At 56.7% G+C, this 24,407-nt stretch carries 23 protein-coding genes, 1 tRNA gene and 1 pseudogene; 12 read left to right on the top strand and 13 right to left on the bottom strand.

Annotated elements, in window-relative coordinates; translation table 11 throughout:
- Positions 1-55: 55 nt before the first annotated feature.
- Positions 56-2,866, bottom strand: coding sequence for a TonB-dependent receptor (locus VI25_RS10075; RefSeq protein WP_055562466.1), 2,811 nt, complete (start codon positions 2,864-2,866; stop codon positions 56-58).
- 330 nt (positions 2,867-3,196) lie between these two features.
- Between VI25_RS10075 and VI25_RS10080 the strand changes: the two genes are divergently transcribed.
- The 5 genes from VI25_RS10080 to VI25_RS10095 all read left to right on the top strand — a co-directional run bounded on the left by VI25_RS10080 (position 3,197) and on the right by VI25_RS10095 (position 8,911).
- Positions 3,197-3,823 carry a (2Fe-2S)-binding protein gene (locus VI25_RS10080; protein WP_045689583.1) on the top strand — a complete coding sequence of 209 codons (627 nt, stop codon included), beginning with the start codon at positions 3,197-3,199 and terminating at the stop codon, positions 3,821-3,823.
- 10 nt (positions 3,824-3,833) lie between these two features.
- Positions 3,834-4,817, top strand: a complete 984-nt coding sequence (locus tag VI25_RS10085; protein WP_045689582.1) for an FAD binding domain-containing protein — start codon at positions 3,834-3,836, stop codon at positions 4,815-4,817.
- 14 nt (positions 4,818-4,831) lie between these two features.
- Positions 4,832-6,394 carry a xanthine dehydrogenase family protein molybdopterin-binding subunit gene (locus tag VI25_RS10090; RefSeq protein ID WP_316934300.1) on the top strand — a complete coding sequence of 521 codons (1,563 nt, stop codon included), beginning with the start codon at positions 4,832-4,834 and terminating at the stop codon, positions 6,392-6,394.
- A gap of 38 nt (positions 6,395-6,432) precedes the next feature.
- Positions 6,433-7,074 (top strand): xanthine dehydrogenase family protein molybdopterin-binding subunit, encoded by a 642-nt coding sequence (locus tag VI25_RS28450; protein ID WP_316934301.1) that lies wholly within the window; start codon positions 6,433-6,435, stop codon positions 7,072-7,074.
- Between the two features lie 253 nt (positions 7,075-7,327).
- Positions 7,328-8,911 carry an amidase family protein gene (locus VI25_RS10095; RefSeq protein ID WP_055562467.1) on the top strand — a complete coding sequence of 528 codons (1,584 nt, stop codon included), beginning with the start codon at positions 7,328-7,330 and terminating at the stop codon, positions 8,909-8,911.
- 174 nt (positions 8,912-9,085) lie between these two features.
- Here the strand turns inward: VI25_RS10095 and VI25_RS10100 are convergent, their stop codons facing one another.
- The 8 genes from VI25_RS10100 to VI25_RS10125 all read right to left on the bottom strand — a co-directional run bounded on the left by VI25_RS10100 (position 9,086) and on the right by VI25_RS10125 (position 15,700).
- A complete protein-coding gene (locus tag VI25_RS10100) occupies positions 9,086-10,000 on the bottom strand; it encodes an SDR family oxidoreductase (RefSeq protein WP_082455473.1) in 915 nt (304 codons plus the stop codon).
- A complete protein-coding gene (locus VI25_RS25120; protein WP_161806910.1) occupies positions 9,991-10,140 on the bottom strand; it encodes an NAD-dependent epimerase/dehydratase family protein in 150 nt (49 codons plus the stop codon). The genes VI25_RS10100 and VI25_RS25120 overlap by 10 nt, the downstream gene beginning before the upstream one ends.
- A 71-nt stretch (positions 10,141-10,211) precedes the next feature.
- Positions 10,212-10,415: a hypothetical protein gene (locus tag VI25_RS10105; protein WP_045688721.1), complete on the bottom strand. Its 204-nt coding sequence runs from the start codon at positions 10,413-10,415 to the stop codon at positions 10,212-10,214.
- Positions 10,416-10,514: 99 nt separating this feature from the next.
- Complete coding sequence (locus tag VI25_RS10110; RefSeq protein WP_045688722.1) at positions 10,515-10,778, bottom strand: hypothetical protein; 264 nt, start codon at positions 10,776-10,778, stop codon at positions 10,515-10,517.
- Between the two features lie 108 nt (positions 10,779-10,886).
- Positions 10,887-13,646 carry a TonB-dependent receptor gene (locus VI25_RS10115; protein ID WP_045688723.1) on the bottom strand — a complete coding sequence of 920 codons (2,760 nt, stop codon included), beginning with the start codon at positions 13,644-13,646 and terminating at the stop codon, positions 10,887-10,889.
- A gap of 546 nt (positions 13,647-14,192) precedes the next feature.
- Positions 14,193-15,038, bottom strand: coding sequence for an MBL fold metallo-hydrolase (locus tag VI25_RS10120; RefSeq protein ID WP_052695236.1), 846 nt, complete (start codon positions 15,036-15,038; stop codon positions 14,193-14,195).
- Entirely contained in the window at positions 14,975-15,196 is a 222-nt protein-coding gene (locus VI25_RS25810) for a hypothetical protein (RefSeq protein WP_201783279.1), read from the bottom strand. The genes VI25_RS10120 and VI25_RS25810 overlap by 64 nt, the downstream gene beginning before the upstream one ends.
- Positions 15,197-15,322: 126 nt before the next feature.
- Positions 15,323-15,700 carry a hypothetical protein gene (locus VI25_RS10125; protein WP_052695237.1) on the bottom strand — a complete coding sequence of 126 codons (378 nt, stop codon included), beginning with the start codon at positions 15,698-15,700 and terminating at the stop codon, positions 15,323-15,325.
- Positions 15,701-15,942: 242 nt separating this feature from the next.
- On the opposite strand from VI25_RS10125, the gene VI25_RS27725 reads away from it, so the two are divergent.
- Complete coding sequence (locus VI25_RS27725) at positions 15,943-16,074, top strand: hypothetical protein (protein ID WP_262489941.1); 132 nt, start codon at positions 15,943-15,945, stop codon at positions 16,072-16,074.
- 10 nt (positions 16,075-16,084) lie between these two features.
- Here VI25_RS27725 and VI25_RS10130 read toward each other — a convergent pair whose 3' ends face one another.
- Positions 16,085-17,224 carry a cystathionine gamma-synthase gene (locus VI25_RS10130; RefSeq protein ID WP_045688724.1) on the bottom strand — a complete coding sequence of 380 codons (1,140 nt, stop codon included), beginning with the start codon at positions 17,222-17,224 and terminating at the stop codon, positions 16,085-16,087.
- Between the two features lie 372 nt (positions 17,225-17,596).
- On the opposite strand from VI25_RS10130, the pseudogene VI25_RS24670 reads away from it, so the two are divergent.
- The 3 genes and pseudogenes from VI25_RS24670 (at position 17,597) to VI25_RS10150 (ending at position 19,361) form a co-directional block, all read left to right on the top strand.
- Positions 17,597-18,363 (top strand): annotated as a pseudogene (locus VI25_RS24670) (DUF2167 domain-containing protein).
- A gap of 69 nt (positions 18,364-18,432) precedes the next feature.
- Positions 18,433-19,152 (top strand): TVP38/TMEM64 family protein, encoded by a 720-nt coding sequence (locus tag VI25_RS10145; protein WP_052695239.1) that lies wholly within the window; start codon positions 18,433-18,435, stop codon positions 19,150-19,152.
- Between the two features lie 135 nt (positions 19,153-19,287).
- Positions 19,288-19,361 (top strand) — tRNA-Arg (locus VI25_RS10150).
- A gap of 122 nt (positions 19,362-19,483) precedes the next feature.
- Here VI25_RS10150 and arsS read toward each other — a convergent pair.
- Together arsS and VI25_RS10160 are read right to left on the bottom strand one after the other, a co-directional pair.
- On the bottom strand, positions 19,484-20,530 hold the full coding sequence (arsS, locus tag VI25_RS10155; protein WP_045688726.1) for an arsenosugar biosynthesis radical SAM (seleno)protein ArsS: 1,047 nt from the start codon (positions 20,528-20,530) through the stop codon (positions 19,484-19,486).
- Positions 20,531-20,674: 144 nt separating this feature from the next.
- Positions 20,675-20,968, bottom strand: coding sequence for a hypothetical protein (locus tag VI25_RS10160; protein WP_045688727.1), 294 nt, complete (start codon positions 20,966-20,968; stop codon positions 20,675-20,677).
- An 898-nt stretch (positions 20,969-21,866) separates the two neighbouring features.
- On the opposite strand from VI25_RS10160, the gene VI25_RS10170 reads away from it, so the two are divergent.
- Together VI25_RS10170 and VI25_RS10175 are read left to right on the top strand one after the other, a co-directional pair.
- A complete protein-coding gene (locus VI25_RS10170; RefSeq protein ID WP_055562471.1) occupies positions 21,867-22,253 on the top strand; it encodes a hypothetical protein in 387 nt (128 codons plus the stop codon).
- The gene (locus tag VI25_RS10175; protein ID WP_152981564.1) at positions 22,211-22,501 is read left to right on the top strand and encodes a hypothetical protein; all 291 of its coding nucleotides are present in this window, start codon (positions 22,211-22,213) and stop codon (positions 22,499-22,501) included. Before VI25_RS10170 ends, VI25_RS10175 begins: the two co-directional genes overlap by 43 nt.
- 18 nt (positions 22,502-22,519) lie before the next feature.
- Here the strand turns inward: VI25_RS10175 and dinB are convergent, their stop codons facing one another.
- Positions 22,520-23,599: a DNA polymerase IV gene (dinB, locus tag VI25_RS10180; protein WP_072144792.1), complete on the bottom strand. Its 1,080-nt coding sequence runs from the start codon at positions 23,597-23,599 to the stop codon at positions 22,520-22,522.
- A gap of 274 nt (positions 23,600-23,873) precedes the next feature.
- Between dinB and VI25_RS10185 the strand changes: the two genes are divergently transcribed.
- Positions 23,874-24,290 (top strand): hypothetical protein, encoded by a 417-nt coding sequence (locus VI25_RS10185; RefSeq protein WP_045688730.1) that lies wholly within the window; start codon positions 23,874-23,876, stop codon positions 24,288-24,290.
- Positions 24,291-24,407: the final 117 nt, after the last annotated feature.

Raw genomic sequence — 24,407 nt, forward strand, 5'->3', positions numbered from 1 at the left:
CACAAAGGGCCGCTCCATCAGGAGCCGGCCCTTTGTGTTGGGATACTACTTCCAATTAGTTGGATGAAGTAGGCAGGTCGAGCACAAGACGAGCGAAGTAAAAGCCCCCATTGTAGCCAAACTGGTTAGGGTTATACACGATGCGTCCGCGGTTAGTATTGTCGAGCGAAGAGCTAAAGCTCAGGTTTGGATCGACGGAGAAGTTATTGGGGTTATTGCGCGGATTTGTGCGAAACCGATCCGGATACACGTCGAAGATGTTGTTGACGCCAACAAAAACAGTGGCAAATTTAGCTACCTGAGCACTCAGCGTCAGGTCGGTTACCCACTTAGCCGAGAAGGTCTGGTCGATAAAGGAACGCGTGGGGTCAGCATCCTTATACTGCACCTGGCCAAACCGAACCGTACGAACCTCCACGTTGAAGATACGGTAGCCGTAGTTGGCCGTCAGGTTAATCTTGCTGCGAGGTTGCCCGGCCTCAATGCGGGCCCGCTGTTGGCGGTCAAAGAGGGTATTTTGCAGGCTAGGGTCGTTTTCGATAGTAGGGGCCGTGTTGATCTGGCGTACCTTGGTCTCGTTGAAGTTGGCGGCCACAGTTAGGCCTAGGCGGCTTTCGCCTACGGATAGGCGCTCGTTCACCACAATGTCGATACCACGCGTGCGGGTGTCAATGGCATTGGCAAAAAACTGTACCCGGCCAATTTCAGGGTAGGAAGCAAGAATTTGGTCTACCGTGCCGGTAGCCACACCGCTCCGCGCGAACTGCGACGTGAGCACAATCCGGTCTCGGATGTCAATCTGGTAGGCGTCTACCGTCACCGTCATCGTTTTCAGCACGCGGCCGGTTACGCCCACGCTATAGTTAGTCGATTTCTCCTGCTTTAGTGAGGGCACGCCAAACCCTTTCACGGCATCGGTGAACTGGTTGCGCACAATAGGGTTGTCGTTGTTGACGGTGAGCACCTGCTGGGGCACTCCACTCACAAACTGGGTGCTGGTGTTAGTGAAGTAGCGCTGCTGCAAGGACGGCGCCCGGAACCCGTTGCCAATGGTGCCACGCACTGCTACATCTTCCAGAATGCTATAGCGGGCGGCTAGCTGGCCGCTCACGTTGTTTCCGAAGTCGCTGTAGCGCTCGGCCCGACCGGCGGCCCGCACAAGCAGCTTTTCCGTCAAGTCGCTTTCCAGGTCTAGATAGCCCGCCGTGTTGGTGCGGGAGCGGTTTAGTTCGTCGGTAGGACGATACCCTGGGAATACCTGCGCACCTGAGGCCGTGGGCGCGCCGGCCGCGGTTGTACGCCCGAAGTTGTCCCAAGAGCCTCGTTCGCCAGCCGCAATGCTGTAGTTGTCGCGCCGGTACTCGCCCCCAAAAGCTACGTTCAGAGTAGCGAGGCCCAGTATATCAGTAAAATGACGCGAGAAGTTGAGGTTGCTGGTGTTTTGCTGGAAGGCAATCGTGCCCGCATAAAACTCCCGTGGGCTAAGACCTAGGGGGTAAGATGCGTTCAACGTATTGGTAATATCGAAACGAATGTCGTTGCGGCCGAAGGTATTACTTAAATCAGCCTCGAAGCCCAGCACCTTGGCTCGCACTCCCGCTAGTACCGACTGGTCATTAATTGTGGTATTGATGAATGGTAGAAAGCCATTGGGGTAAATAGTTAGGTCGCTCTGAGTGAGCTGGTTGGGCAGACGATAAAAACCGGCGGCTTTGCCCGTGCGGTGCGTCACCCCCGCCGTTACGTAGGCCTCAAGCCCGATGCTGGGTGCCAGCGTGAAGCCACTGTTGAGGAAGCCCCCAATGTTGCGCGACTCCGATTGCCCTACGCGCATGTTCCGGCGGTCGAAGCCATTTTGAGCTACTAGTGCATCATCCTGGGCTTTCAACTCGCGGCGCCGTTGTTCGGTATTGGCGGCAGCAGGATAGTTGCCGCTATTGCTGCCTAAGTACATTAGGGGCGCGGTGTCGTCGCCGCTACGGTTAGTATAGGCGCGGTTCTGAAATTGTCCGCTTAGGTTGAGAAAGCCACGCCCGCCAAGCCCAATGCCCACGCTGGCGTCGGCTTGGTAGGTGTCGCCGTCGCCCTCGTAGGTTTGGCCCACGGTGCTGCTGGCTTGCACGCCGGTAGTGTCGTCTTTTAGCTGGATGTTGATAACACCGGCAATGGCGTCGGAGCCATACTGGGCTGCCGCGCCTTCCCGCAGCACCTCAATGCGCTTGATGGAAGCATTGGGAATGGTGTTCAGATCGGTACCCACTGAGCCACGGCCTACCGTACCGTTGATGTTTACGAGAGCGGAGCTATGACGCCGCTTGCCGTTCACCAGCACCAGCACTTGGTCGGGGCCCAGGCCACGCAGAGAGGCGGGGTCTACGTGGTCAGTACCATCGGAAACGGCCTGCCGCGACGACTGAAATGAAGGCGCCGCGTACGTCAGGATCTGAGCAACATCTACCTGCGCAAACGCTTTAATTTCACGGGGCGAAATCACGTCCACGGGCGAGGTAGTAAGGATGTTGGACCGTCCCTCGGTAGCGCGTGAGCCCGTTACTACCACTTCATTCAGGTCGGTAGCGGCATCCTGCATACGCACTTCCAAGGTAGTGCGGCCGTTCAGCGGAATCTGTTGGGTAGCAGCTCCAATGGCCGATACAACCAGCGTAGCCGTTGGCGATACACTGAGAGTAAAGCGGCCACTGGCATCGGTGCTGGTACCATTGGAGGTGCCCCGTTCTAGCACTGTAACGCCCGGCTGGGCAATGCCTTTACTGTCGAGCACTCGGCCCGAAACGGAAACGGTTTGGGCCCAGGCGTGCGCCGGCACTAGCAAGGCAACGAGAGGAACAAGTAGTAGTTTTTTCATGCGTGCGCAGTAAACTGGTTATATAAAAGAGGGGAAAGCAAGCTCTACTCATTCAAACCGCTGTAGCCAGATCCGCCGGCGCAAGTCAACTACATAGTTGAGGTAATATAGATACAGAAATACAATATCAATTATGTAATTTGTTATAGGCTTATTCCTTGTCTGTCAACAAGCAATCTACTGGTAAGCAAAACAGTACTGCACAATACTTCCATTTGTGCTTCAACATCTAAGCGTTTCTGAGGTTAGCACTTGCTAGCGCCCCGCAACGGTGCGCCTCGGAGCCCGTCTTTCTCGTACTACCACTCTCTTCGCCTTTCCTTTTCTACTATGAATACTGAACCTGACAAGCCCACCGGCCACGACGAGGCCCGTCGGAATTTCCTTAAGCAGTCGTCGCTGCTCACGGCCTTTACATTCGTACCCGGCCCCGTAGTGCAAGCCGCCTCCGGCGAGCTAGACGAGAAGGTAGCGGCTGCCTTTGAGAAAGTCACGCTTAAGCTGGACGTAAACGGTGTGAAGCACAAGCTTTCCGTGGAGCCCCGCACCACCCTACTGGACCTACTACGCGAGCAGTTGCACCTCACGGGCACCAAAAAAGGCTGCGACTATGGCCAGTGTGGCGCCTGCACCGTGCACGTGGATGGACAGCGCGTAAATAGCTGCCTCAGCTTTGCGGTGATGCACGAAGGCAAGAAAATCACCACCATTGAGGGCTTAGCCGACGGGGACAAACTCCACCCCATGCAAGAGGCCTTCGTGAAACACGACGGCTTTCAGTGTGGCTACTGCACCCCCGGCCAGATTATGTCGGCGGTAGCGTGCGTGCGCGAGGGCCACGCCGGCTCCGAAGCAGAAATCCGGGAGTATATGAGCGGTAATATCTGCCGTTGCGGAGCCTACTCCAACATTGTAGCCGCCATTCAGGAGGTGAAAGACGGGGGACAAAAAGTATAAGTAGGAAGCCATGAACCAGTTCCAATACGTCCGCCCTACCAAACGACAGGCTGCCATTGATGCAGTAGCCAAGGATACCACGGCCAAGTTTATTGCCGGCGGTACCAACCTCGTTGACCTGATGAAGCGGGGCATCATGACCCCACAGAAGCTAGTTGACATCAACCGCCTGCCGCTCACCAAAATTGAGCGTGAAAATAACGGCCTGCGCATTGGTGCGCTGGCTCTGAACTCGACCGTAGCTGACGACAAGCAAGTGCGCGAAAAGCAGCCCTTGCTGTCCTTGGCGCTGAATGCCGGGGCCTCGGCGCAGTTGCGCAACATGGCTACAGTAGGCGGCAACATGTTGCAGCGCACCCGCTGCAGCTATTTCTACGACCTGGCCATGCCGTGCAACAAGCGGGAGCCAGGTACTGGCTGCGGCGCGCTGGAAGGCGTAAACCGCATGCACGCCATTTTCGGGTTTAGCGACAAGTGCATTGCCGTGCATCCTTCCGATATGAGCGTGGCCCTAGTAGCCCTAGATGCCACAGTACAAGTAAGCGGCCCTAGAGGCAACCGGAGCATTCCCTTTGCCGACTTTCACCGCTTACCCGGCGACACGCCGGAAAAAGATACTAACCTGGAGCCCGGCGAGCTAATTACGGCCGTAGTTGTACCCGATGGCCCCTTTACCAAGCACGTGCACTACCAAAAAGTACGCGAGCGAGCCAGCTACGCCTTCGCCCTATTATCGGTGGCGGCGGCGCTAGACATTGATGGTAACAACACCATTAAGGCGGCGCGGCTGGCTATGGGTGGCGTGGCGCACAAGCCCTGGCGCCTGACCGCCGCCGAGCAGGCCCTGGTGGGCAAGCCCGCCACCGAAGACACCTTCCGCCAAGCGGCTATCGTGGCCATGCAGGGCGCCAAAGCCTTCAAGTACAACGCGTACAAGCTCAAGCTCGGTCCCAACACCATTGTGCAAGCCCTTAAAACCGCTGCGGCGGCTTAATTCCCGACTTTGTTATGAAAGAGCAAGCACAAGACAAGCAAATCGGGGCGCCCATGAACCGGGTAGATGGCCGCCTGAAAGTAACTGGCGCGGCCAAGTACTCGGCCGAGTATGAGATACCCGGTATTACCTACGCCGTACTGGTTGGCAGCACTATTACCAAGGGGCGCCTTACTAGCATTGATACGCGCGCGGCCGAACGGGCTCCGGGCGTGCTGGCTGTTATCACCCACTTCAACTCGCCCAAGGTTCCGGGTTTCGACACGGCCGGCAAGGACCCCTCTCAGCCCGCTACCGTGGGTGGCCCGTTGAAGATCTTTAAAGATGATCTGATTCGCTTTAATGACCAACCTATTGCGCTGGTAGTAGCCGACAGCTGGGAGCGGGCCCGCTTTGCAGCGCGGCTGGTAAAGGCGCAGTACGCAAAGGAAAAGCATCAAACCAACTTGGAGGCCAACGCGGCGCAGGCGTTTCTACCGACCTCAGCTAAGAAGAACCCGAAGTCGCCGATGGCTGACTACCAGCGGGGTCAGGTGGATGCCTACAAAACCGGCGCTATCAAGCTGGAAAGCGAGTACGTGATTCCCACGGAGGTGCACCACCCCATGGAATTACAGTCGATTACGGCCCACTGGGAAGCGCCCGACCGCCTCACGCTCTACGACAAAACCCAGGGCACCCTGGCTACCCGCCGCGACTTTGCCCGGGAGTGGAATCTGCCGGAAGAAAATGTGAAGGTGATTGCCACCTTCGTAGGAGGCGCCTTCGGTAACGCCCTGCACAGTTGGCCGCATGAGTCGGCAGCCATTATTGCCGCCAAGGTGGTAAACCGCCCCGTAAAGCTCATGCTCACCCGAGAGCAGATGTTTACCATGGTGGGCTACCGGCCTTATACGTGGCAGAAGCTGGGCATGAGTGCCACGCCCGACGGTAAAATCACGGCTATTACGCACGAGAGTATCGGGCAGACTTCTACCTACGAGGAGTTTACCGAATCGACGCTGGCCCAGACGCGCATGATGTACCAGTCGCCGAACGTGACGACGCGCTACCGCCTGGCAGCCCTCGACATTGGCTCGCCTATATGGATGCGCGGTCCTGGCGAAGCTACCGGCGCCTTTGCCTTGGAATCGGCCATGGACGAAATGGCCCACTTGCTGAACCTGGACCCGCTGGAGTTTCGCCTTCGCAACTATACCGATCAGGACCCCGAGAAAAATAAGCCTTGGTCAACTAAGTTTCTGAAGGAATGCTACCAACTGGGTGCCGAACGCGTTGGCTGGAACAAGCGTCAGCTAAAGCCCGGCTCCCTCCGCGACGGTGACTGGCTTATTGGCTACGGCATGGGCGTAGGCACCTTTGGGGCCCACCGGGGGGCAGCCACCGTGGGCGCCCAGTTGCTACCCAACGGCACCGTGTTGCTTCAGTGTGCTACCACCGATATTGGACCAGGCACTGGCACGGTCATGACTCAAATTGCGGCCGAAACGCTGGGCCTTTCGCCTCAGAAAATCACGTTCGATCTGGGCAAATCCAGCTATCCTAAAGCGGGTACCAAGGTGGCTCCTCTACGGTAAACAGCGTAGGGCCAGCCGTACAGGAGGCCTGCCTGGCTCTGAAAGACAAGCTGCGCGGCATAGCCGCCAGCAGTAACGCCGCCTTTGCCTCGGCTAAGAAGGAAGACGTGACCCTCACGGATGGTTACCTCACGGTGGGCGGCAATGCGGCTACCCGCGTGGCCTACGCCGACCTGCTGCGCCAACCCGAGGCGGCAACTGCCGTGACGGTGGAAGCCAAGCCTGGTCCCGAGGGCCAGAAGTATTCCATGTACTCGTTTTCGGTACACTTTGCTGAGGTGCACGTGCACCAGCTAACGGGCGAGGTGCGCGTGAGCAAGCTGGTTTCTTGCGCCGATGCCGGTACCATTGTGAATGAGAAAACGGCCGGCAACCAGATGAAGGGCGGCGCCGTGGGAGGTATTGGTATGGCCCTGATGGAGCATGCTACCATCGACGACCGGTTTGGCCGCTACGTGACCAAGGACTTTGCCGACTACCACGTACCCGTGCATGCCGACTCGCCCGACGTGCAGGTAGCCTTTGTCAACCAGCCCGACCCCCACGTGAATGCACTAGGCACGAAAGGCATCGGCGAAATTGCCATTATTGGCGTGGCGCCAGCCATTGCCAACGCCGTATTCAACGCCACGGGTAAGCGCATTCGGGAGTTACCCATCACCCCGGACAAGTTGATTTAAGCATGTCATACAAAAAGGGCGGCACCTCAGGTGGAGCGAGGTGCCGCCCTTTTTTGTGCTCGTTCCGGCCATGGCAGCCTAGGCTTGCCCGCAAGTAATAACGACGCTATTTCCTACCAGACTGGTACAGGCCTAGGTGTTCAAGAACGGGTCGTGAAACTTCTCGGCAAAAAGTGAACGAAGAACTTCTGAGCTGGGCGCCGAGAAAATCATCTACTTTAGGTCAGCTACCCATCACCTCTTCACAACTTGCATGAAGAAACTTCTTCCCTTTATCTGCGTGCTGCTCCTACTGCTGGGAGGCTTTGCTCTTACCAGTTACCGCTCGGCGCCTACTCCGCATAGCCCATCGAAGCCCAAAGCGTTTCAGGTGGTTGAGACTACCATTGCCGACGTACACCAAGCCTTCAAGCAAGGCGACTGCAACTGCGAGCAGCTAGTAACGGCGTACTTGCAGCGCATTGAGGCCTACGACCAGCCGACCAAGCTGAACGCCATTGTGCTCACAAACCCGCAGGCCCTGGAAATTGCGCGCCAGCTAGATGCGGAATACCGCAGCACCAAGAAGCTGCGGCCCTTGCACTGCATCCCGCTCATTGTCAAGGACAATTACAACACCGCTGGTTTGCAAACCACTGCGGGCTCCTTAGCCCTTAAAGGGTTTGTGCCCCTGGAAGATGCTACCACAGTGAAAGCCCTGAAGGCAGCCGGCGCCATTGTACTGGCTAAGTCGAATATGGCGGAATGGGCGTTTAGCCCAATGGTTTCCATTAGCTCTTTAGCGGGGGAAACGCTGAACCCCTACAACTTGCTGCACGTGCCAGCAGGCTCTAGTGGCGGCACGGCCGCAGCCGTAGCAGCCAACCTTGGCACGGCGGGCCTGGGCACCGACACGGGTAACTCTATTCGCGGGCCCTCGTCGCACACGGCGCTGGTTGGGTTTCGGCCTACCTTAGGGCTAGTGAGCCGAGCAGGCATTGCGCCCCTCTACCTGCGCAACGATACCGGTGGCCCCATGACGCGCACCGTAGCCGATGCTACGCGCCTCCTGGAAGTGATGGCTGGCTTCGACCCCGCCGATCCGCTGACGAAGTACAGCGAAGGCAAAATCCCGAAAAGCTACCAGCAATTTCTTGATAAGAACGGCCTTAAAGGTGCCCGCATCGGGGTGCTCCGCACGCTTAGTGAGCGAAAGCCCGACCCACAAGTAAAGGCCCTGTTTGAGCGGGCTATTGCTGATTTGCAGAAGGCGGGAGCCATCATCGTTGACCCCGTAGAGATACCCAACTTCGCCAGCGTCAGCAAAGACCAGTGGTGCTCCGTATTTCAACACGACATCAACGACTACCTGGCGGCGCTGGGCCCCCAAGCCCCGGTAAAGAGTCTGAACGACATTGTGGCGTCCGGCAAGTTCGCGCCCTACATCGCCGAGAACCTTACGTATCACCAACAGCATACGGAAGGGGCCCAGGGTACTACCTGTACCGATGCCTACACCGATACCAAGCGCATTGCTTTTCGCAAAGCTATTACCGACGTGATGGACCGCTACCAAGTAAGCGCCCTTATCTACCCAACCTGGAACAACCCGCCCGCTAAGGTAGGCGACTTCAAGGGCTACAAAGGCGACAATAGCCAATTGATTGCCCCACACACCGGGCAGCCGGCCTTCACCGTTCCTATGGGTTTCACTTACGACAACCTACCCGCGGGCCTTCAATTCCTGGGCCGCCCCTTCGACGAGCCTACCCTTATTAAGTACACTTACGCCTACGAGCAAGCTACCAAGCACCGTAAAGCACCTGCGCTTTTCCCAGCATTACCAGCTAGCAAATAGCTGTCCTTATCCTGGCTCCTACTATCTAGAGCAAGTAGCCACTTTCAGCTTGGCAATACAGTAGCTAGGATGAGAAACTAACTGCATAGACTCCGGCTGACAACAGAAAACGCCACCTGCTCTCTGTAGAACGGATGGCGTTTTCTGTTGTCAGGCTGAGAATTTACACCGCGGCTACGGAATTATCTTTTCAGCTTTTAGTTGTTCAAACTGATTGCGGAAGGATTCGAAGCTGTCTACGTGCATTTCGTGAAAGCCCGCGCGGCGCAGCTTATTCACATCGAAAAAGGCGTCGGCTTCCACATTGAAGATGAAGTCGCCAAAGGGCCATTGCACTAGCTCGTCCAGGGTGTGCGACTTCAAGCCGTGTTTCTCAACCATGTGCTGCCACAGTTCGGCTTTATCGGCCATATAGTCTTGCAGCGGAAACGTGATGGGCTCGGCATAGGCTACCCCGAAATACTCGGCAAAGCGCGGCCACAACTGGCTCCACCGGAAAACGTCGCCGTTTGTGACGTTGTAAATCTCTTGACTACACTCCGGGCGCGTCGATACGTACTCCATGCCTTTCGCCAGAAGTGTGGCGTCCGTCACGTTTACCAGCACATCGTAGGCTTTCAAGCTGCCAGGGAAGCGGAAAGGCACATGCAGTTCTTTGCACAGGCTTGCGTACACAGCAATCAGGTTGGCCAAGTTCATGGGGTTGCCCACGGCAAAGCCTACCACAATATCGGGGCGCACGGCTGTCCACGTCCAGTTCTTGCCGGCGGAGTGCTCCCGTAGGAAATCTTCTTGGCTGTAGTAAAAGTTGGGCGGAAAGTGGCGCGGGTCGGTTTCCAGGGCAGGCGTTTTGTAGCGGCCCAAGTGAGCTCCGTAGGCCTTCCCACCCTGAATAAAGGTGAGGTGCTGAAAATTGGGCGCCACCTGCTCCAGCCCTACCACCAAGTTGCGAAGCAAGTCCAGGTTCACGTGCGTTTGGGCCGCCAGCGTTTTCCCTTCGATGTAAGCAGCGTACAGAACGTGGGTTACCTCGCGCAACTGCTCCGCCTGCTGGACCACAGCTTGGTTGTCAAGCAAGTTCAGTTGCACGTACTGGGCTGGGGTATCATAGTCCAGCTCCGACGCGAGGTGACTAGAACATTCCAGTTGCCAGTAGATTGAAGATAATCGGTAGCATTGCGGCCAATGATACCATTGCCACCTACCACCAGAATCGTGTTTGTGGACATAAGTTGAAGTAAAAAGCGCGGGTAGGCAGCTGTTACCACAACCACTTACCCGCGCGTGAAAAAAAGTGATGCTACCCAGCAGCCAGCAGAATTTCCAGACTCACAAACTTGCCCTCCTGAAAGGAGTACACCAGTTGGCTACCCGCCGGCCCTAGCACCAATTTGTCATCAGGCTGCACGGTTAGGGTAGTAATGCCGGGCTCCCCGTCCTGAGTTTGACAGGGCACCTGCAAGTCGTCGCGTAGCAATGCTTGAAGTTTTTCTAAGTCCGTCATGGAGCTGTGTTTTACCAGTTTCTCAAAGAAGAGCATCCTAGTTTGCCGCAGGTTCTTGCCCTAGAGCCTCCCACCTAGCAAGCCAGGGTAGCTCGCTGCTTATTCGTCGTCGGTGGTGGTATGGGTGGCGGGGTAGCCAGCGCGCTTCAACGCGTCCTTGATGGCTTCCCAGTCGGGCACCGAACCGGTAGCCGATGTTACCACGGCCTCCCCCGGTACTAGCCGGTCAACAATCAGGTTGTGGTCCATCAACTGGGCACGCACTTGCTCTAGGCTATCAGCATCCTGCATGGCTGGCAGTTGGATGTTGTAGCGCACAATTTGCGTGGCATTAGCGCCGAGGTTGGGGATAGGATTAGACATAACAGAAAGAACTACGTGGGTGTAATCGGAAAGAGCGTTACCTGTGCATACGCGAAATTCAGCGTGCAGGCCTAGTTCCGGCGTCGATACTCGCAGAAAATCCCCCAATTAGAAGGACACGTTCACGCGGCCAAAGTAGAAACCTCCACTGTAGCCAAACTGGTTGGAGCTATAAGGGAAGCGGCCCCGGTTGGTGGCGTCTAGCGTGGTATAGTTCAGGCTCTGCTCGTTGTTGTTGGGGTCTTGGTAAAGGCGGTCGGGGTACACGTCGAACAGGTTGTTTACGCCAATGCTCACGCCCACTTGCTTCAGTACCTGGGCGCTCAGCACCAGATCCGTCACCCACTTAGCCGAGAAGGTTTGGTCGATGTACGAACGGTCGGGGTTGGCATCTTTGGTTTGGATTTCCCCAAAGCGCACGGTGCGTAGGTTCACGCTAAAGATTTTGTAGCCGTAATCAGCACTCAGGTTGATTTTGCTGCGGGGCTGCCCGTTTTCAAGGCGGGCACGCTGGGCTCGGTCAAAGAGCGTATTCTGCAAGCTGGCGTTGTTGTCGATGAACTGTGAGCTGTTGAAGCTCCGCACGTTCGTCTCGTTGAAGTTGGCCGCGGCCGTCAGCGTCAGGCGGCTGTCAGCGCCCAAGGTTAGGCGCTCATTCGCTACTATATCTACGCCGCGGGTGCGGGTATTCACGGCATTGGCAAAAAATTGCACACCCTGCACCGGGTTTTGGTTGGGGCGCTGGTTGGCGTTGAGGATGTCGGCCACGGCAGCCGTACCCCGGCTGAACTGAGAGCTAAGCACAATCCGGTCATCAATATCAATCTGGTAGGCGTCTACCGTCAACGTGATGCTCCGCAATACTCGCGCCGTGAGGCCTAGGCTGTAGTTGTTCGAGGTTTCTTGCTTAAGCGAGCCAATACCGAAAGCCCGCGTAATGGGGTCGTCGTTGTTGGTAGTAAGCACGTCGCGCAGCTCACCGCTGGTAAACTGGGTGCTAGAGTTGGTGAAGTAGCGCTGCTGTAAGGATGGGGCCCGGAAACCGTTGCTGATGGCACCGCGCAGGGCTACGTCGGGTGTAAGGCTATAGCGAGCTGCTAGCTTGCCGCTCACATTGGAGCCAAAATCAGAGTAGCGCTCGGCGCGGCCAGCCACGCTTACCAGCAACTTCTCGGTAATGTCGCTTTCGAGGTCGATGTACCCAGCCACGTTGGTACGGGTGCGGTCGGTAGCATCGGCAGGCCGGTAGCCAGGAAAGCCCTGCGCCCCGAAGGCTGCCCGGGCACCGTTGACGGTGCGCGTTCCGGCGGCATACGACCCTTCTTCGCCAGCCTTAATCTGGAAGTTATCGGCCCGGAATTCACCCCCAAAGGCCACGTTCAGGGTGCTGATGACGGGTACGCTCAGGAATTTGCGCGAAAAGCCCAAGTTCACCGTGTTCTGCTGAAACACCAGCGTGCCAGCGTAGAACGAGGTAGGACTGTTTTGTAGAGAAGCATTCAGGGTGTTCTCCAGCTCGTAACGTAGGCTGTTGCGGCCATAGGTATTGCTCAAGTCAGCCGCAAAGCCCAATACCTTACCCCGGATGCCCGTGATGATGGAAGCATCGTCAACGGTGCTGTTGATGAAGGGCAGGAAGCCATTGGGGTAAATGCTGGGGTCGTTTTGGGTTGCTTGGCTGGGTAGGCGGTAGAGTGCCCCGGCGCGGCCAGTACGGCGCGTGAGTCCGCCGGCTACGTACGCTTCCAAGCCAATACTGGGCGCTAGTGTGTAGCCCGCATTCAGGAAGCTGCCGTAGGTGCGCACGTCGGAGCTACCCACCCGAATGTCGCGGCGGTTGAAGCCACGCTCTGCTACTAAAGCATCGTCCTGAGCTTTCAAGGCACGTTTTCGGTCATCAGACAAACCACTGGGGTAGTTGCCAGTACTGGTACCCAGGTAAATAAGCGGGGCCGTATCGAGGCCGCTCCGGTCTACGTAGGAGCGGTTACTAAACTGTCCGCTCAGGTCCAGAAAGCCACGCCCGCCAAGCCCAATGCCCACGTTGGCATCGGCCTGCACCAACTCACCATCGCCCTCGTAGGTTTGGCCTACCGTGCTGCTGGCCTGCACGCCGGTGGTGTCGTCTTTTAGCTGAATGTTGATAACACCGGCAATGGCGTCGGAGCCATACTGGGCTGCCGCGCCTTCCCGCAGCACCTCAATGCGCTTAATAGCGGCCGGCGGTATCACGTTCATATCGGTACCTACCGAGCCGCGGCCCGGTGTACCGTTGATGTTTACCAGCGCCGAAGTATGGCGGCGCTTGCCGTTCACCAGCACCAGCACTTGGTCGGGACCCAAGCCGCGCAACGTAGCGGGGTCCACAAAGTCGGTACCATCGGTTACGGTTTGGCGCGTGCTCTGAAACGAGGGGGCAATGTAGGTGAGGATCTGGGTGACGTCGGTTTGGGCGTAGGCTTTGATTTCGCGGGCCGAAATCACGTCTACCGGCGAGGTAGTAAGGATATTGGATCGGCCTTCAGCGGCCCGGGAGCCCGTTACTACTACCTCGTTCAGCGCCGTTTCATTGTCGGCCAAACGTACCTCCAAGGTGGTACGGCCGTTCAGCGGAATCTGCTGGGTAGTGGCTCCAATGGCCGATACAACCAGCGTAGCCGTTGGCGATACACTAAGGCTAAAACGCCCGTCGGCGTCGGTGCTGGTACCATTGGAGGTACCCCGTTCTAGCACTGTAACGCCCGGCTGGGTTTGGCCGGCGGCATTGGTCACGCGGCCCGTTACCGTAATATTTTGCGCAATGGCGGCTAGGCTAGTCAGCCACAGTGCCGCAGCCAACCCTACTTGAACAGAGAATACGTTCTTCATATAGACGAGAAAAAAGCTCAAAACAGCACCGACGCCGGGCTTCGTAGCCAGGTAGCGCTTCGGTGCGAAGCAGTGAAAAATGATGACCGTCCCGCCACCTTCCGCACCGGAAGGCAGGCAGGTCAGCCGGAGAAAATACTAGGATGCAAAACAGCTGGGGCAGCGCATTTCTGGCGCATACGCACGACGGAACCCTAACAGCTATTAGTGTTCAGCTACGCAAGCGTTTTACTAGGTAGCTACTCTCTTGTGTGACCATCCCAGGAGGTAGCCTACTGGCCTCAACAACAGCAACAACACCCACGACCGGCAGCAACTGCAGCTACCAGTGGGCGCGGGGTGGGCAAGGGAACGTAGACGGTAGTCAGCCGACTTTGCAAGGCAAGAGAAGCGGCTGAAGAAAAATAAGTCACGCGGCAAAAAGTAAGTAACGCACCAGACGAACTACTAGCGCTTCGTCCTGAAAGCACGAGCTTCCGCCACTTTGCGGGCACTTTTGCTTTCGGAAAATTCTGCTGGCACTACAAGCAACTAGGCTATTTGTTTTCAGCGGTGGGCGGGGCCACTGAGGTAAGCGTGCCACCAATACCCCGGCTGGGGGCCGGCAGCTACATCTATCCGCTGACCTGGAGCAGGTAGCAGTAACGGCACATCGGGGGCGGCGGCAGCCACCAGCCGGTCGGCAGGCTCGTGCCAGCTATGGAAAGCCAGGTTAAAAGTGGCCCAATGCAAGGGCAGAAAAGCACCGCCACCCAGTGCCCGGTGCGCGGCTAAGGCATGGTCGGGGCCCATGTGAATATCGGCCCACAGTTCATCGGAGGCGCCCACTTCCAGCATTACCAAGTCAAACGGCCCGTACGCCGCGCCTATTTCCTGAAAGCCCGCCTCAAATGGCCCAGAGTCGCCGCCGAAAAAGGCGCGGTGGGTAGGCCCGAGCACACACCAGGAAGCCCACAGCGTCGCGTCGCGGGTGAGGCCGCGGCCCGTGAAGTGGCGCGCTGGGGTAGCTACCAAGGTGTGCGTCTCTCCTACCTGCACTTCTTGCCACCAATCGAGCTCCGTAATTTGGGCGGCAGCAATGCCCCAGCGGCGCAGGTGCCCTCCTACCCCCAGCGGACAGAAAAACGCTACCCCCGTGCGGCCCAAGTTTCGGATGGCCTCTTTGTCAAGGTGGTCGTAGTGGTCATGGGAAAGCAGAACGCCATCAAGCATGGGTAGCTCGGCCAGCGGTAGCGGGGGAGCAAAGAAGCGCTTGGGCCCCAAGGCTACCGGCGAAGCTCGCAACCGCCACACTGGGTCAGTCAGGAAGCGCTTGCCATCTATTTCGATTAAGGTAGTAGAGTGCCCAAACCACGTAACGCGCAGGGCAGCGCTAGGTACTGGCTCGGCCAATACTGCCGCATCGGCCCGAAAGGCCCTAGCGGACGGCGCGGATTTCGCTCTTCTTTACCCAGCAGCCAGTTGCGCAACATACGCCCATAATTCCCCGACATGCTGGTGGGAATGCTATTAAGGTACTTTTTACCGTCGAAGCGGGAGGGAGTTTTCATAGAAATCTGATGCCTAGGATACGTGAGCCTAGGCTGACTGACGATGTTCCCTCACTTTTACTTTAACACGGCCGCGGAAATCTACTGACCAGGGGCTTTGCCGCCCGCTTCTACCTCACTCTAGCACTATTGGAGCAACTGCCGCATGATGGGCAAGGTCCGCAGGGCCCACTGCTGGCCCGAGTAGCGCAGGCCGTCGTTGGCAAACGGAGTAGGCTCGGCGGCGCGGGTCCGGTCGGTTATGTTCACGAAGGACACGGCGGCCAGTTGGCATTCTTCCTGAGCCACGGTATTGCACTGGTCAATTTTGGTGGCAATGCGGGCTGGGTCGTAGTTGCGGGCGTAGGGCGACTGTCCCCAGGCGGGAGTGGGAAGCATCACCACTCGCCCTGCACGCCCACCAGCAGAGGGCACGGCTAGGCGCAGCAGTTCGCGCAACTCGGGGCGGTAGGTGGCCAGTGGCAGGCCCTGGCACTGGTTGTTGACGCCAATCAGCAGAGACACTAGCTCATGGGTGCGAATATTGTTGCTAGCCTCAATGGCTCAGAGCAACTGGGTGGTGATGGAGTAACCGCAGTGGTACGTGGGGCTGGCTCGGCAGCAGGTTGGGCACGCCCATGCTCAGAAGTAGCAAAAAAAGAAGCAGAACCCGCATTAACCAGGCGACTTGCAATGAATGGAGCTGCCATGTAATGCTACTTAGACAACCGCAGATGGTGCCACCGCAGTCTACTCTAATTAGCACTATGGTAGTCACCGACACGACAACGCCGCCCGGCCTTCTCGGCCGGGCGGCGTTGTCGTGTCGGCAAGCACTTACTACGCTGACTGTAGCGCGTCGGCTAGGGACTGACCGTCAGCAAGCCGAAGAGTTGTGACTTGAACCCGTTAGCCAATGGCTTGCTGCAAGTCCTCCAGCAAGTCGTCAGCATCCTCAATGCCCACGCTCAAACGAATCAGCGAGTCGGAGAGGCCGGCTTTACGACGCTCCTCGGCCGGAATGCTGGCGTGCGTCATGGTAGCGGGGTGGCCAGAGAGGCTTTCCACGCCTCCTAAGCTTTCAGCCAGGGAGAAAAGCTGAAATTTCTCCAGGGTAGCAATGGCATCCTCCTTTCGGTCGCCTTTCAGCACGAAGGAAATCATAGCACCAAAGTCGCGCATCTGTTTGGCGGCAATGGCATGGTTTGGATGATCCTCGAAGCCAGGCCAGTACACTTTCTCCACTTTGGGATGCGCCTTGAGGAATTCGGCTACTTTGCGGCCATTTTCGCAGTGGCGTTGCATGCGCACGTGCAGGGTTTTGAGGCCGCGTAGTACTAGGAAGCAGTCTTGAGGGCCAGGCGTACCACCGCAGGCATTCTGGTAGAAGCTCAAGCGCTGGTGCAGCTCGTCGTCGTTTACAATGACAGCCCCCATCACAGTGTCGGAGTGGCCGCCCATGTACTTGGTCAGGGAGTACATTACCATATCAGCACCCAGCTCCAGCGGCGTTTGCAGGTAAGGCGTGGAGAAGGTATTGTCTACCACCAGCAGCGCGCCCGCCTTTTTAGCCACGGCCGAAGCCGCCGCAATGTCAATGACGTTCAGCAACGGGTTGGTAGGCGTTTCTACCCAAATCAGCTTGGTGCGCTCCGTTACGGCAGCCTCCACGGCCGTCATATCGTGCATGGGCACAAAGTGAAATTTGATGCCGTATGTGGCGTACACTTTTGTGAAGAGGCGGTAAGAGCCTCCGTACAGGTCGTTAGTGCTGATAACCTCGTCGCCGGGCTGCAGCAGCTTCACAATGCAGTCAATGGCAGCCATTCCGGTGGCGAAGGCCAGGCCATGCTTCCCGTTATCTAGCGCCGCTAGGGCATCTTGCAGTTGGGAGCGAGTTGGGTTATGGGTGCGCGAATACTCAAAGCCTTTGTGGTCGCCAGGAGAGCGTTGCACGTAGGTTGAGGTTTGATAAATGGGCGTCATGATGGCCCCGGTAGTGGGGTCAGGATGGACGCCAGCGTGGATAGCTTTGGTTCCGAATTTCATGCGAGAAACGGGTGATGTAGAAACGTGGGTAGGCCCCGCAAAGGTAGGAATGTAGGCGAAGCTTCACGGGTACCGCTGCATCAACCCTCCAACCGGAGAAAAGGGTTAGCAGCCAGCTATTTATTTTTTTGACCAGGCTTGATTGGGTGCAGTAGGTGGTTGGAAATGAGTCTATCTTAGCAACAAAATACTATTCATCATCTTTTCTTTATACGCTTGAAAAAACTTCTACTGCTTCTGACCTTCGCCTGGGCTCCTGTATTCAGCTATGCCGCTACCCCCGTTGATTCGGCGGCCCTCCGCAAAGCCCGAATCGACTCCGTTCATGCTACTCTGCATTACCAAACCGGGCGCGTTTCCCTACCCGACGGCGTGGGTGAAATCACCGTACCAACTGGCTTCCGCTACCTCAATGCCGAACAAAGCACCCGCGTGCTCACCACCTTCTGGGGCAACCCCGAGGGAGAATCACTGGGCATGCTCTTCCCCGCTACCAAAGGCCCCCTCGATGTAGATGGCTGGGCCTTTGTGGTGGAGTATGAGAAGATGGCTACGTAAAAGACGATGACGCCGAAGACATCGACTATAACGACCTACTCAAGGACATGCAGTCGGACATGCAGGAGTCGAACCAGGAACGCATCGATGCGGGCTATGACCCCGTCACCCTGGTAGGATGGGCTGCCAAGCCCTACTACGACAAAAACCTAAACGTGCTTCACTGGGCCAAGGAACTTAAGTTTGGCAATTCACCCGAAAACACGCTCAACTACAACGTGCGCCTGTTGGGCCGCAAAGGCGTGCTCAACCTCAATGCCGTGGGCTCGGTAGGCCAACTGGCCGAGGTGCGCACTACCATTCCGGCGGTTATCAAAAGCGTGAGCTTTAGCAAAGGCTTGCAATATGCCGACTTCGACCCAAAGCTAGACGACGTGGCGGCCTATGGCATTGGCGGCTTGATTGCGGGGAAGGTACTGGCGAAGGTGGGCTTCTTTGCGCTCATCCTCAAATTCTGGAAGATTCTCCTTGCTCTCGGTGCGGCCGCCTGGACGGCCGTGCGCCGCTTTTTTGGAGTCAAGACTACGGAGGAGCCGGCTATAGTGGGTGGCCCCTCCCCCGACCCCGAGCCGGAAGCGTAGCCTTCTGGGCTGCTTTTACGTTCTACCTTCGGGCCGGCCATAGAAGGCCGGCCCGTTTGTTTGCTGCGTATGGCGTTTCTCAAAGAGCTGTTTCATCAGAACACTTCCACCCTAGTTTCCTTACTGCTCCTCACGCTGCTGCCCCTAGCCGGCGACAGTTTGCTCGCGTGGGGATTACACGAAAACGCAAGCTGGCTGGAAAATCCCACGCTGCCCCAAATGCTGCTGTACTTCGCAGTGGTGGCCTTCACCATGACGTTTTCGCTGACGCATACGACCGTGGTGGTACTGGTCACTGCCTTTTTCTTCGATTGGGCCGGTTTTCCTGGCATGCTGCTTACCTATATCCTGGCCGCCCTGTTTGGTCACATGCTCGCAACATCCCTCGACCAAGGCAAACTTATTCGGCTCCTGGAGCGCTTCCCTAAGGCTCACGCCGTGATGCACGAGCTACGCGGCGACAGTTGGCGCCTAGTTTTGCTCACGCGCCTTTCGCCGGTATTGCCTTTCGCCCTCATCACGTTTATCCTAGCCGTAGTGGGCGTGCCGAGGCGGCAGTTTCTCACCGCCTCGGTAGTAGGTATGCTGCCGCGCACATTGTTTTTTTACTGGCTGGGCACAAAAGCGCAAGATGTGCTCGCCCTCATTCAAGACCCCGACACTGGCACTGCCGGCAAAGTACTCGTGGTGGTGCTGGTAGCAGTATCCATGTTCGGATTATACTTCCTTTTTACACGAGCTATGAAGCGAGCATTGCGTCGGGGCATCCAAGAGGAAGAAAAAATTTAGCTGAAATTCAGCCTCTTGCGTTTTTTTCAAGAAAAAACAGGCAGTAAATAGTTCTCGGGGCTTGCAAGAGCAGAAATTATGCTGCTATCTTTGCACAACCAAAACGGAGAAACGCTCCGCACACGGTAACAAAATGGTTGCGTAGCTCAATTGGATAGAGCATCTGACTACGAATCAGAAGGTTTGGGGTTCGACTCCCTACGTGACCACAAAAAGCCTCCCCGCACCTTGCGAGGAGGCTTTTTTATTTTCTATTGCCTTCTTAAAGATGCTGGGGCGCTATAGGTTTCCCCTAGCGCCCCAGCCGTGCTACTCTATTCAAAATTTAAAGCTAAGCAGTAGTACCACCGCAACTGGAACCGCTACCCGCCGTGCACCCGTAGCAGTGCTGATTGAGCACCACTTTTCGTTGGTTGAGGGTAGCTAGGTTGAAGTCGCGAATGTGCCGTACGGGACTAGCCACGTGCAAGTCTAGCATCTGGTTGAAGTCGCAGTCGTAGAGGCCGCCTTCCCAGCTCACCGATATTGTATTGCGGCACATTACTCCTTCAGCCGCCGCCGGATTGAAAGCCGTCACCAGCTTTTCCATGTAGCCCGCGTAGTTCCCCGATTCGATAAGGTAGTCGAGGTAACGGCTCACGGGGATGTTGGTAATGGCGTAGAGTTCATTGAAAACAATACCAAAATCCTTGTGTAGAGCCCGCTTAAACTGGTCTTGCAAGCCCTTCTGTGAGCCCGGCAGGAAGGCTCCGTTCGGGTTATACACCAAGTTCAGGCGCAAGCCCGTGCCTTCTTGGCCGTAGCCCACGGCGTTTAGCATCTTCAAGGCCTGTACCGAGTCCTCAAATACTCCATCTCCCCGCTGCCGGTCGGTGGTTTTGGCATTGTAGAAGGGTAACGAGCTAACCACTTCTACCCCATGCCGACGGAAGAATTCGGGCAGGTCGTAGTATTTCTTGTTGGCTACAATGATGGTTAGGTTGCAGCGCACAATGATATGGCGCCCCAGCTGGTGTATTTGCTCTACAAACCAGCGGAAATCGGGGTTCATCTCCGGAGCTCCGCCCGTTAGGTCCACGGTTCCAATCGACGTTTGAGCCAGCGCGTTCAGGCATAGCTGCATAGTTTCGCGGGTCATGATTTCCTTCCGGTCCGGACCAGCATCTACGTGGCAATGGCGGCATACCTGGTTGCACATTTTACCCACGTTGATTTGCAGCACAGTGGGCTCCAGCGGCGCCAGGGGAAACAAGCCCGCCGTAGACATCTTCTCGTGAAACAGCGGCAGATGCAGCGTATCGGCTACCTCCCGGCGCAATACGGTGAGTTGAAAGGCCGAGTCTGCAAAATCATGCCCGGTCGCTTTGAGGGATTTCATTGTATGCGCGGTAGTAAAGAGGGTAGGATAAAGAGAGCAGAACCACGTAGCCCAATGGCTTACACATAAACCACTAGCCTCTCCTTTTGGCCTTGCAGGCGCGAGATAGACTTACGAAAATATCCGTTGAGTCGATTTAGTTCACTATGAAAGTAGGCCCGACTGGTGAGCGGCACTAATAATAGACGGCGCGTTCTTGAGAGTGGCCAGCACAAAACGCTTGGCTGATTCCTTTACCTCGTCCCGGCTTACTTCCTTGGACTCTTCCTGCACAAACTCCGCCATGAGCATAAAGGCGTGGCTGATGGCTTGGCGCTTTGGCTGGTCGGAGTGCAACTGCGCCTGCACAATAGCTAACTGCGCCCGAATCTTGTCGCGCCGGGAGCTAAAAACAGAGTCGTTGGCTACGTGGGGCTTTATCCTTTCAATCAGTTCCAACAGAGGAAGCAGCTTGGTCGCCGTCGAGACGATAGTGCCGCTTAGCCTATCTCGCTTACTACCTCGGTGCGAGGAGCTTGGTTCATAAGGTCGGGGAAGCGAGTAGTTCTCGCTTGCTACGTGGCCCCGCAGGTTGTCTTCCACTAGTTCGTTTTGCTATAGTCCCGTGGCTTAGCTATATCCATCCAAGCTGAGCCTTTGCCAAGATACTTACAAACGCAACATATCTGCTAGTACCCGTGCCCTTACTGCTCATCGCCAAGGCCCCGACAGCTTAGGCCCACAAGTTGTTGCTTGGATAGCTTGACGCGGGCAACGTATGCAGCAATAGCTGCAGGCCGGTGCGCCCCATTTGCTCAAGCACGGCAGCAGAGAAACCACACCAATACAACCGTATTCGGGCCCGACGCGCCTCATTTTGCACTTCCAGAATTGCCCGTTGCCCGTGCCACGACAGTGATTCTAGCAGAAAACAGTTGACCCACAGAATGGGAACTTGCGTGGCAACAGCCTGCCGGATACTACGCTTTAACTCCTCGGCTTCGGTAGGCCCCGCGCAGCATCCCCGCAGCTGAATACCAGCTCCCTCACGGCAAGTCTCTATCTCGATAACCAGTTGTGATTCAGCCTCTGACACTTGAGAAAGTACACTTAGTAGTATCCTGCTAGCAAAACTACTTGTTGAGCTTACGGTTCGATCAGTAAGAAAACGGATTTCCTGTGGGTATTTATACTGAGTTTCTCCATCTGGGACAGCAGGCTGGTGCCTTACCGCAGGTTAGAAGGGTAGGAATAGGAGCTTTCCATCCTGAATCAAGTGTCTATTTATCAACTAATTATAGCTTACACAAACGAAGTACTAGGGTGCAGCTAGACTGTGCAGTATCTTCGGGGTCTGATGAATGATCCTGCTATCCGTGCCTTGTTGTATCCGCTGCTAACGGAAGGCGTGTACGTGGATGAGTTGCCTACCGGAACTACCCGCGCCGATGTAGTGCACATCACGCCAGCCTTCATGCATGGCTACGAAGTAAAGGGCGACGGCGACACTCTACAGCGGGTAGAAAACCAACTGCGCTGCTATGGTGGGGCCTACGATTTTGTAACCTTCGTGGTGACGGAAAAACACGTGCCGCGCCTGCTAGAGCTAGTACCGAATGGGTGGGCGTACTCGTTGCCTCGGAGCAAGGCCTTCACCCGCACCGCCCGGCCCAGTACAATGCTACCGTCGACCGGGCCGCGGTGGCAAGCTTGCTGCGGCTCGACGAAATCAAGGAGTTTCTAACGGCGAATGGTTTGGTGGGGCTAAGCAGCCTGCGGCGGCGGGAAGTGCTACAGTTCCTGCGTCAGGCCCACGCCGTGCCGCTTTCCCGCCTGGCCGCCTACGTGCGGGAGCGACTCACAAACCGCCTACCCCAGCGCTTACTCGACCGGGCCATGCGCAAAGCCGAACGGCAACAACGGCCCGCTCGCAAGCGCCGGAAGAAGCCCAGCACCCGCCGCCGCAAGCGAAGCAGCCGGCTGGGTGCCTAGCCGATTGTTTGTCTTGCTTCAGAAGCCTAGAACTAGCTGCTGACCTACCTTTTCCTCCCCGGTATCTAGGTTGGAAATGGCTACGCCCAACAGCCGCACTCCTTTCTCCAGCGGCTCTAAAGAGGCTACCAACTCTTGGCAGACTTGCAGCAACATCTCTTGCGTATGAATGTAGGCCCACCCTGTTCGGCTGCGCGTAATCTGTTGGAAGTCGCCGTATTTCACCTTCAGCGTAACGGTGCGGCCTTGCACCCGCGTCCGTTGGCTAGCCTCCCACACCGATGTAGCAATGGGCACCAAGGCGGTGGCAACTTCAGCCAGGGTTAGCAAGTCCCGGTCAAACGTAGTTTCCGACCCTAAGGATTTCCGTACCCGATCGGCCACCACGGGGCGGTGGTCCTGGGCTCGGGCAATGGCGTAGTAGTAGCCGCCGGCCTTGCCAAAGTGCTGACGCAGGAACGCTTCCGTTTGGTGGCGCAAATCGAGCCCGGTGAAAATACCGAGCTGGTTCATCTTAGCTGCCGTCACGTGCCCAATGCCGTGAAACTGGCCTACAGCAAGCCCCGCCACAAACTCTAGCCCTTGGTGAGGCTTAATCACAAACTGCCCGTTGGGCTTGCGGTAGTCGGAAGCTAGTTTAGCTAAGAACTTATTGTAGGAAATACCGGCGGAAGCCGTGAGCTGGGTTTGGTTGAAAATAGCTGACCGGATTTCCTCAGCAATTTGAGTAGCCGTAGCAATCTGCTTCAGATTAGTGGTCACGTCGAGGTAAGCCTCATCCAATGAGACAGGCTCGATCAGGGGCGTATGCTCGGCAAAGATGGCCCGGATCTGCCGCGACACTGCCTTATACACCTCAAAGCGTGGCTTCACAAAAACCAGGTCCGGGCACTTGCGCAGCGCTACCGTAGCGGCCATTGCCGAGCGCACTCCAAATTGCCGGGCTTCATAGCTAGCTGCCGCTACCACGCCGCGCTGCCGCGACCCTCCCACGGCCACGGGCCGCCCCCGCAACGCAGGATGGTCGCGCTGTTCTACGGAGGCATAAAAGGCATCCATGTCGAGGTGTATGATCTTCCGCTGTACGTCCGGCTCCACGGTTGCTACCCAGTAGTGGCCTACGAAGATACGCTCCCGTTCTCATTAGCCCACCTTCTGTCGTCGCAATGAGCCAACCTACATGACGACGCGCGACCGCGCGGTGGCGGCACCGAACATGGCGCCCAAGCTTAACAGTAGATGAACTGTGCCAAGGGCAGGCTGTGCCCTCCCAACCAGAGACTTCTGAATCTCAAGCAGGGACTTTTTTCCTAAACCGTACTGTTTACTTATCACGCCCCACCTTCTGCTATCCTATTGCACACCATCATCCATGCAACTTCTTGCCTATCGGCCTGAGTATCGAATTTACCTTGACCGCGTGCACAACCACATTGTTTATGAGCGCTTAGAGGTACAAACCTTAGTGCACCACATGCCGCACTTCCTACCCGACTGGCAACGGGTATTGGCCCAAGTAGAGCCGGGCTTTACTATGCTGCTCGACGTTACCAATACGTTAGGTCCCAATTTGCAACTGGTGCCGTTGTATTTGCGGCTGCGCCAACTGTTCCGGCAGGCCGGAGTAGGGGTCATTGCCGAGGTATTACCCACCAACCATAACATGGGCCAGCTTAGTAAGCTGCTCAATCAGTTGCAGTTTCTGCCCGTGTACCGTTTTGCGGAGCGCGCGGCAGCCGAGCAATTTTTGGCTTCTTATTCTCGTCCGTACATCGCTGCGGCTTGCTAGTGACCCGCCCGTGCGGAGTAGGGTGGGCTGGCTAGCGTTGCGTGCCTATCTTTGCGCCCGCAAGTAAGACCGGGTCCAACGTTTCAGGGGCCGGGCTGTTATGTCAGTAGGCCCTTG

Origin of the sequence: Hymenobacter sp. AT01-02 (assembly GCF_000961955.2) — a bacterium.
In the GTDB taxonomy this organism is placed as follows: Bacteria; Bacteroidota; Bacteroidia; order Cytophagales; family Hymenobacteraceae; genus Hymenobacter; species Hymenobacter mucosus.

Bases quoted from the DNA above. Each gene is read 5' to 3' on its own strand.
- VI25_RS10075 (WP_055562466.1), bottom strand. From the start codon at position 2,866: ATGAAAAAACTACTACTTGTTCCTCTCGTTGCCTTGCTAGTGCCGGCG.
- VI25_RS10080 (WP_045689583.1), top strand. From the start codon at position 3,197: ATGAATACTGAACCTGACAAGCCCACCGGCCACGACGAGGCCCGTCGG.
- VI25_RS10085 (WP_045689582.1), top strand. From the start codon at position 3,834: ATGAACCAGTTCCAATACGTCCGCCCTACCAAACGACAGGCTGCCATT.
- VI25_RS10090 (WP_316934300.1), top strand. From the start codon at position 4,832: ATGAAAGAGCAAGCACAAGACAAGCAAATCGGGGCGCCCATGAACCGG.
- VI25_RS10095 (WP_055562467.1), top strand. From the start codon at position 7,328: ATGAAGAAACTTCTTCCCTTTATCTGCGTGCTGCTCCTACTGCTGGGA.
- VI25_RS25120 (WP_161806910.1), bottom strand. From the start codon at position 10,140: ATGTCCACAAACACGATTCTGGTGGTAGGTGGCAATGGTATCATTGGC.
- VI25_RS10105 (WP_045688721.1), bottom strand. From the start codon at position 10,415: ATGACGGACTTAGAAAAACTTCAAGCATTGCTACGCGACGACTTGCAG.
- VI25_RS10110 (WP_045688722.1), bottom strand. From the start codon at position 10,778: ATGTCTAATCCTATCCCCAACCTCGGCGCTAATGCCACGCAAATTGTG.
- VI25_RS10115 (WP_045688723.1), bottom strand. From the start codon at position 13,646: ATGAAGAACGTATTCTCTGTTCAAGTAGGGTTGGCTGCGGCACTGTGG.
- VI25_RS25810 (WP_201783279.1), bottom strand. From the start codon at position 15,196: ATGAAAACTCCCTCCCGCTTCGACGGTAAAAAGTACCTTAATAGCATT.
- VI25_RS27725 (WP_262489941.1), top strand. From the start codon at position 15,943: ATGGTAGTCACCGACACGACAACGCCGCCCGGCCTTCTCGGCCGGGCG.
- VI25_RS10130 (WP_045688724.1), bottom strand. From the start codon at position 17,224: ATGAAATTCGGAACCAAAGCTATCCACGCTGGCGTCCATCCTGACCCC.
- VI25_RS10145 (WP_052695239.1), top strand. From the start codon at position 18,433: ATGGCGTTTCTCAAAGAGCTGTTTCATCAGAACACTTCCACCCTAGTT.
- arsS (WP_045688726.1), bottom strand. From the start codon at position 20,530: ATGAAATCCCTCAAAGCGACCGGGCATGATTTTGCAGACTCGGCCTTT.
- VI25_RS10170 (WP_055562471.1), top strand. From the start codon at position 21,867: ATGAATGATCCTGCTATCCGTGCCTTGTTGTATCCGCTGCTAACGGAA.
- VI25_RS10185 (WP_045688730.1), top strand. From the start codon at position 23,874: ATGCAACTTCTTGCCTATCGGCCTGAGTATCGAATTTACCTTGACCGC.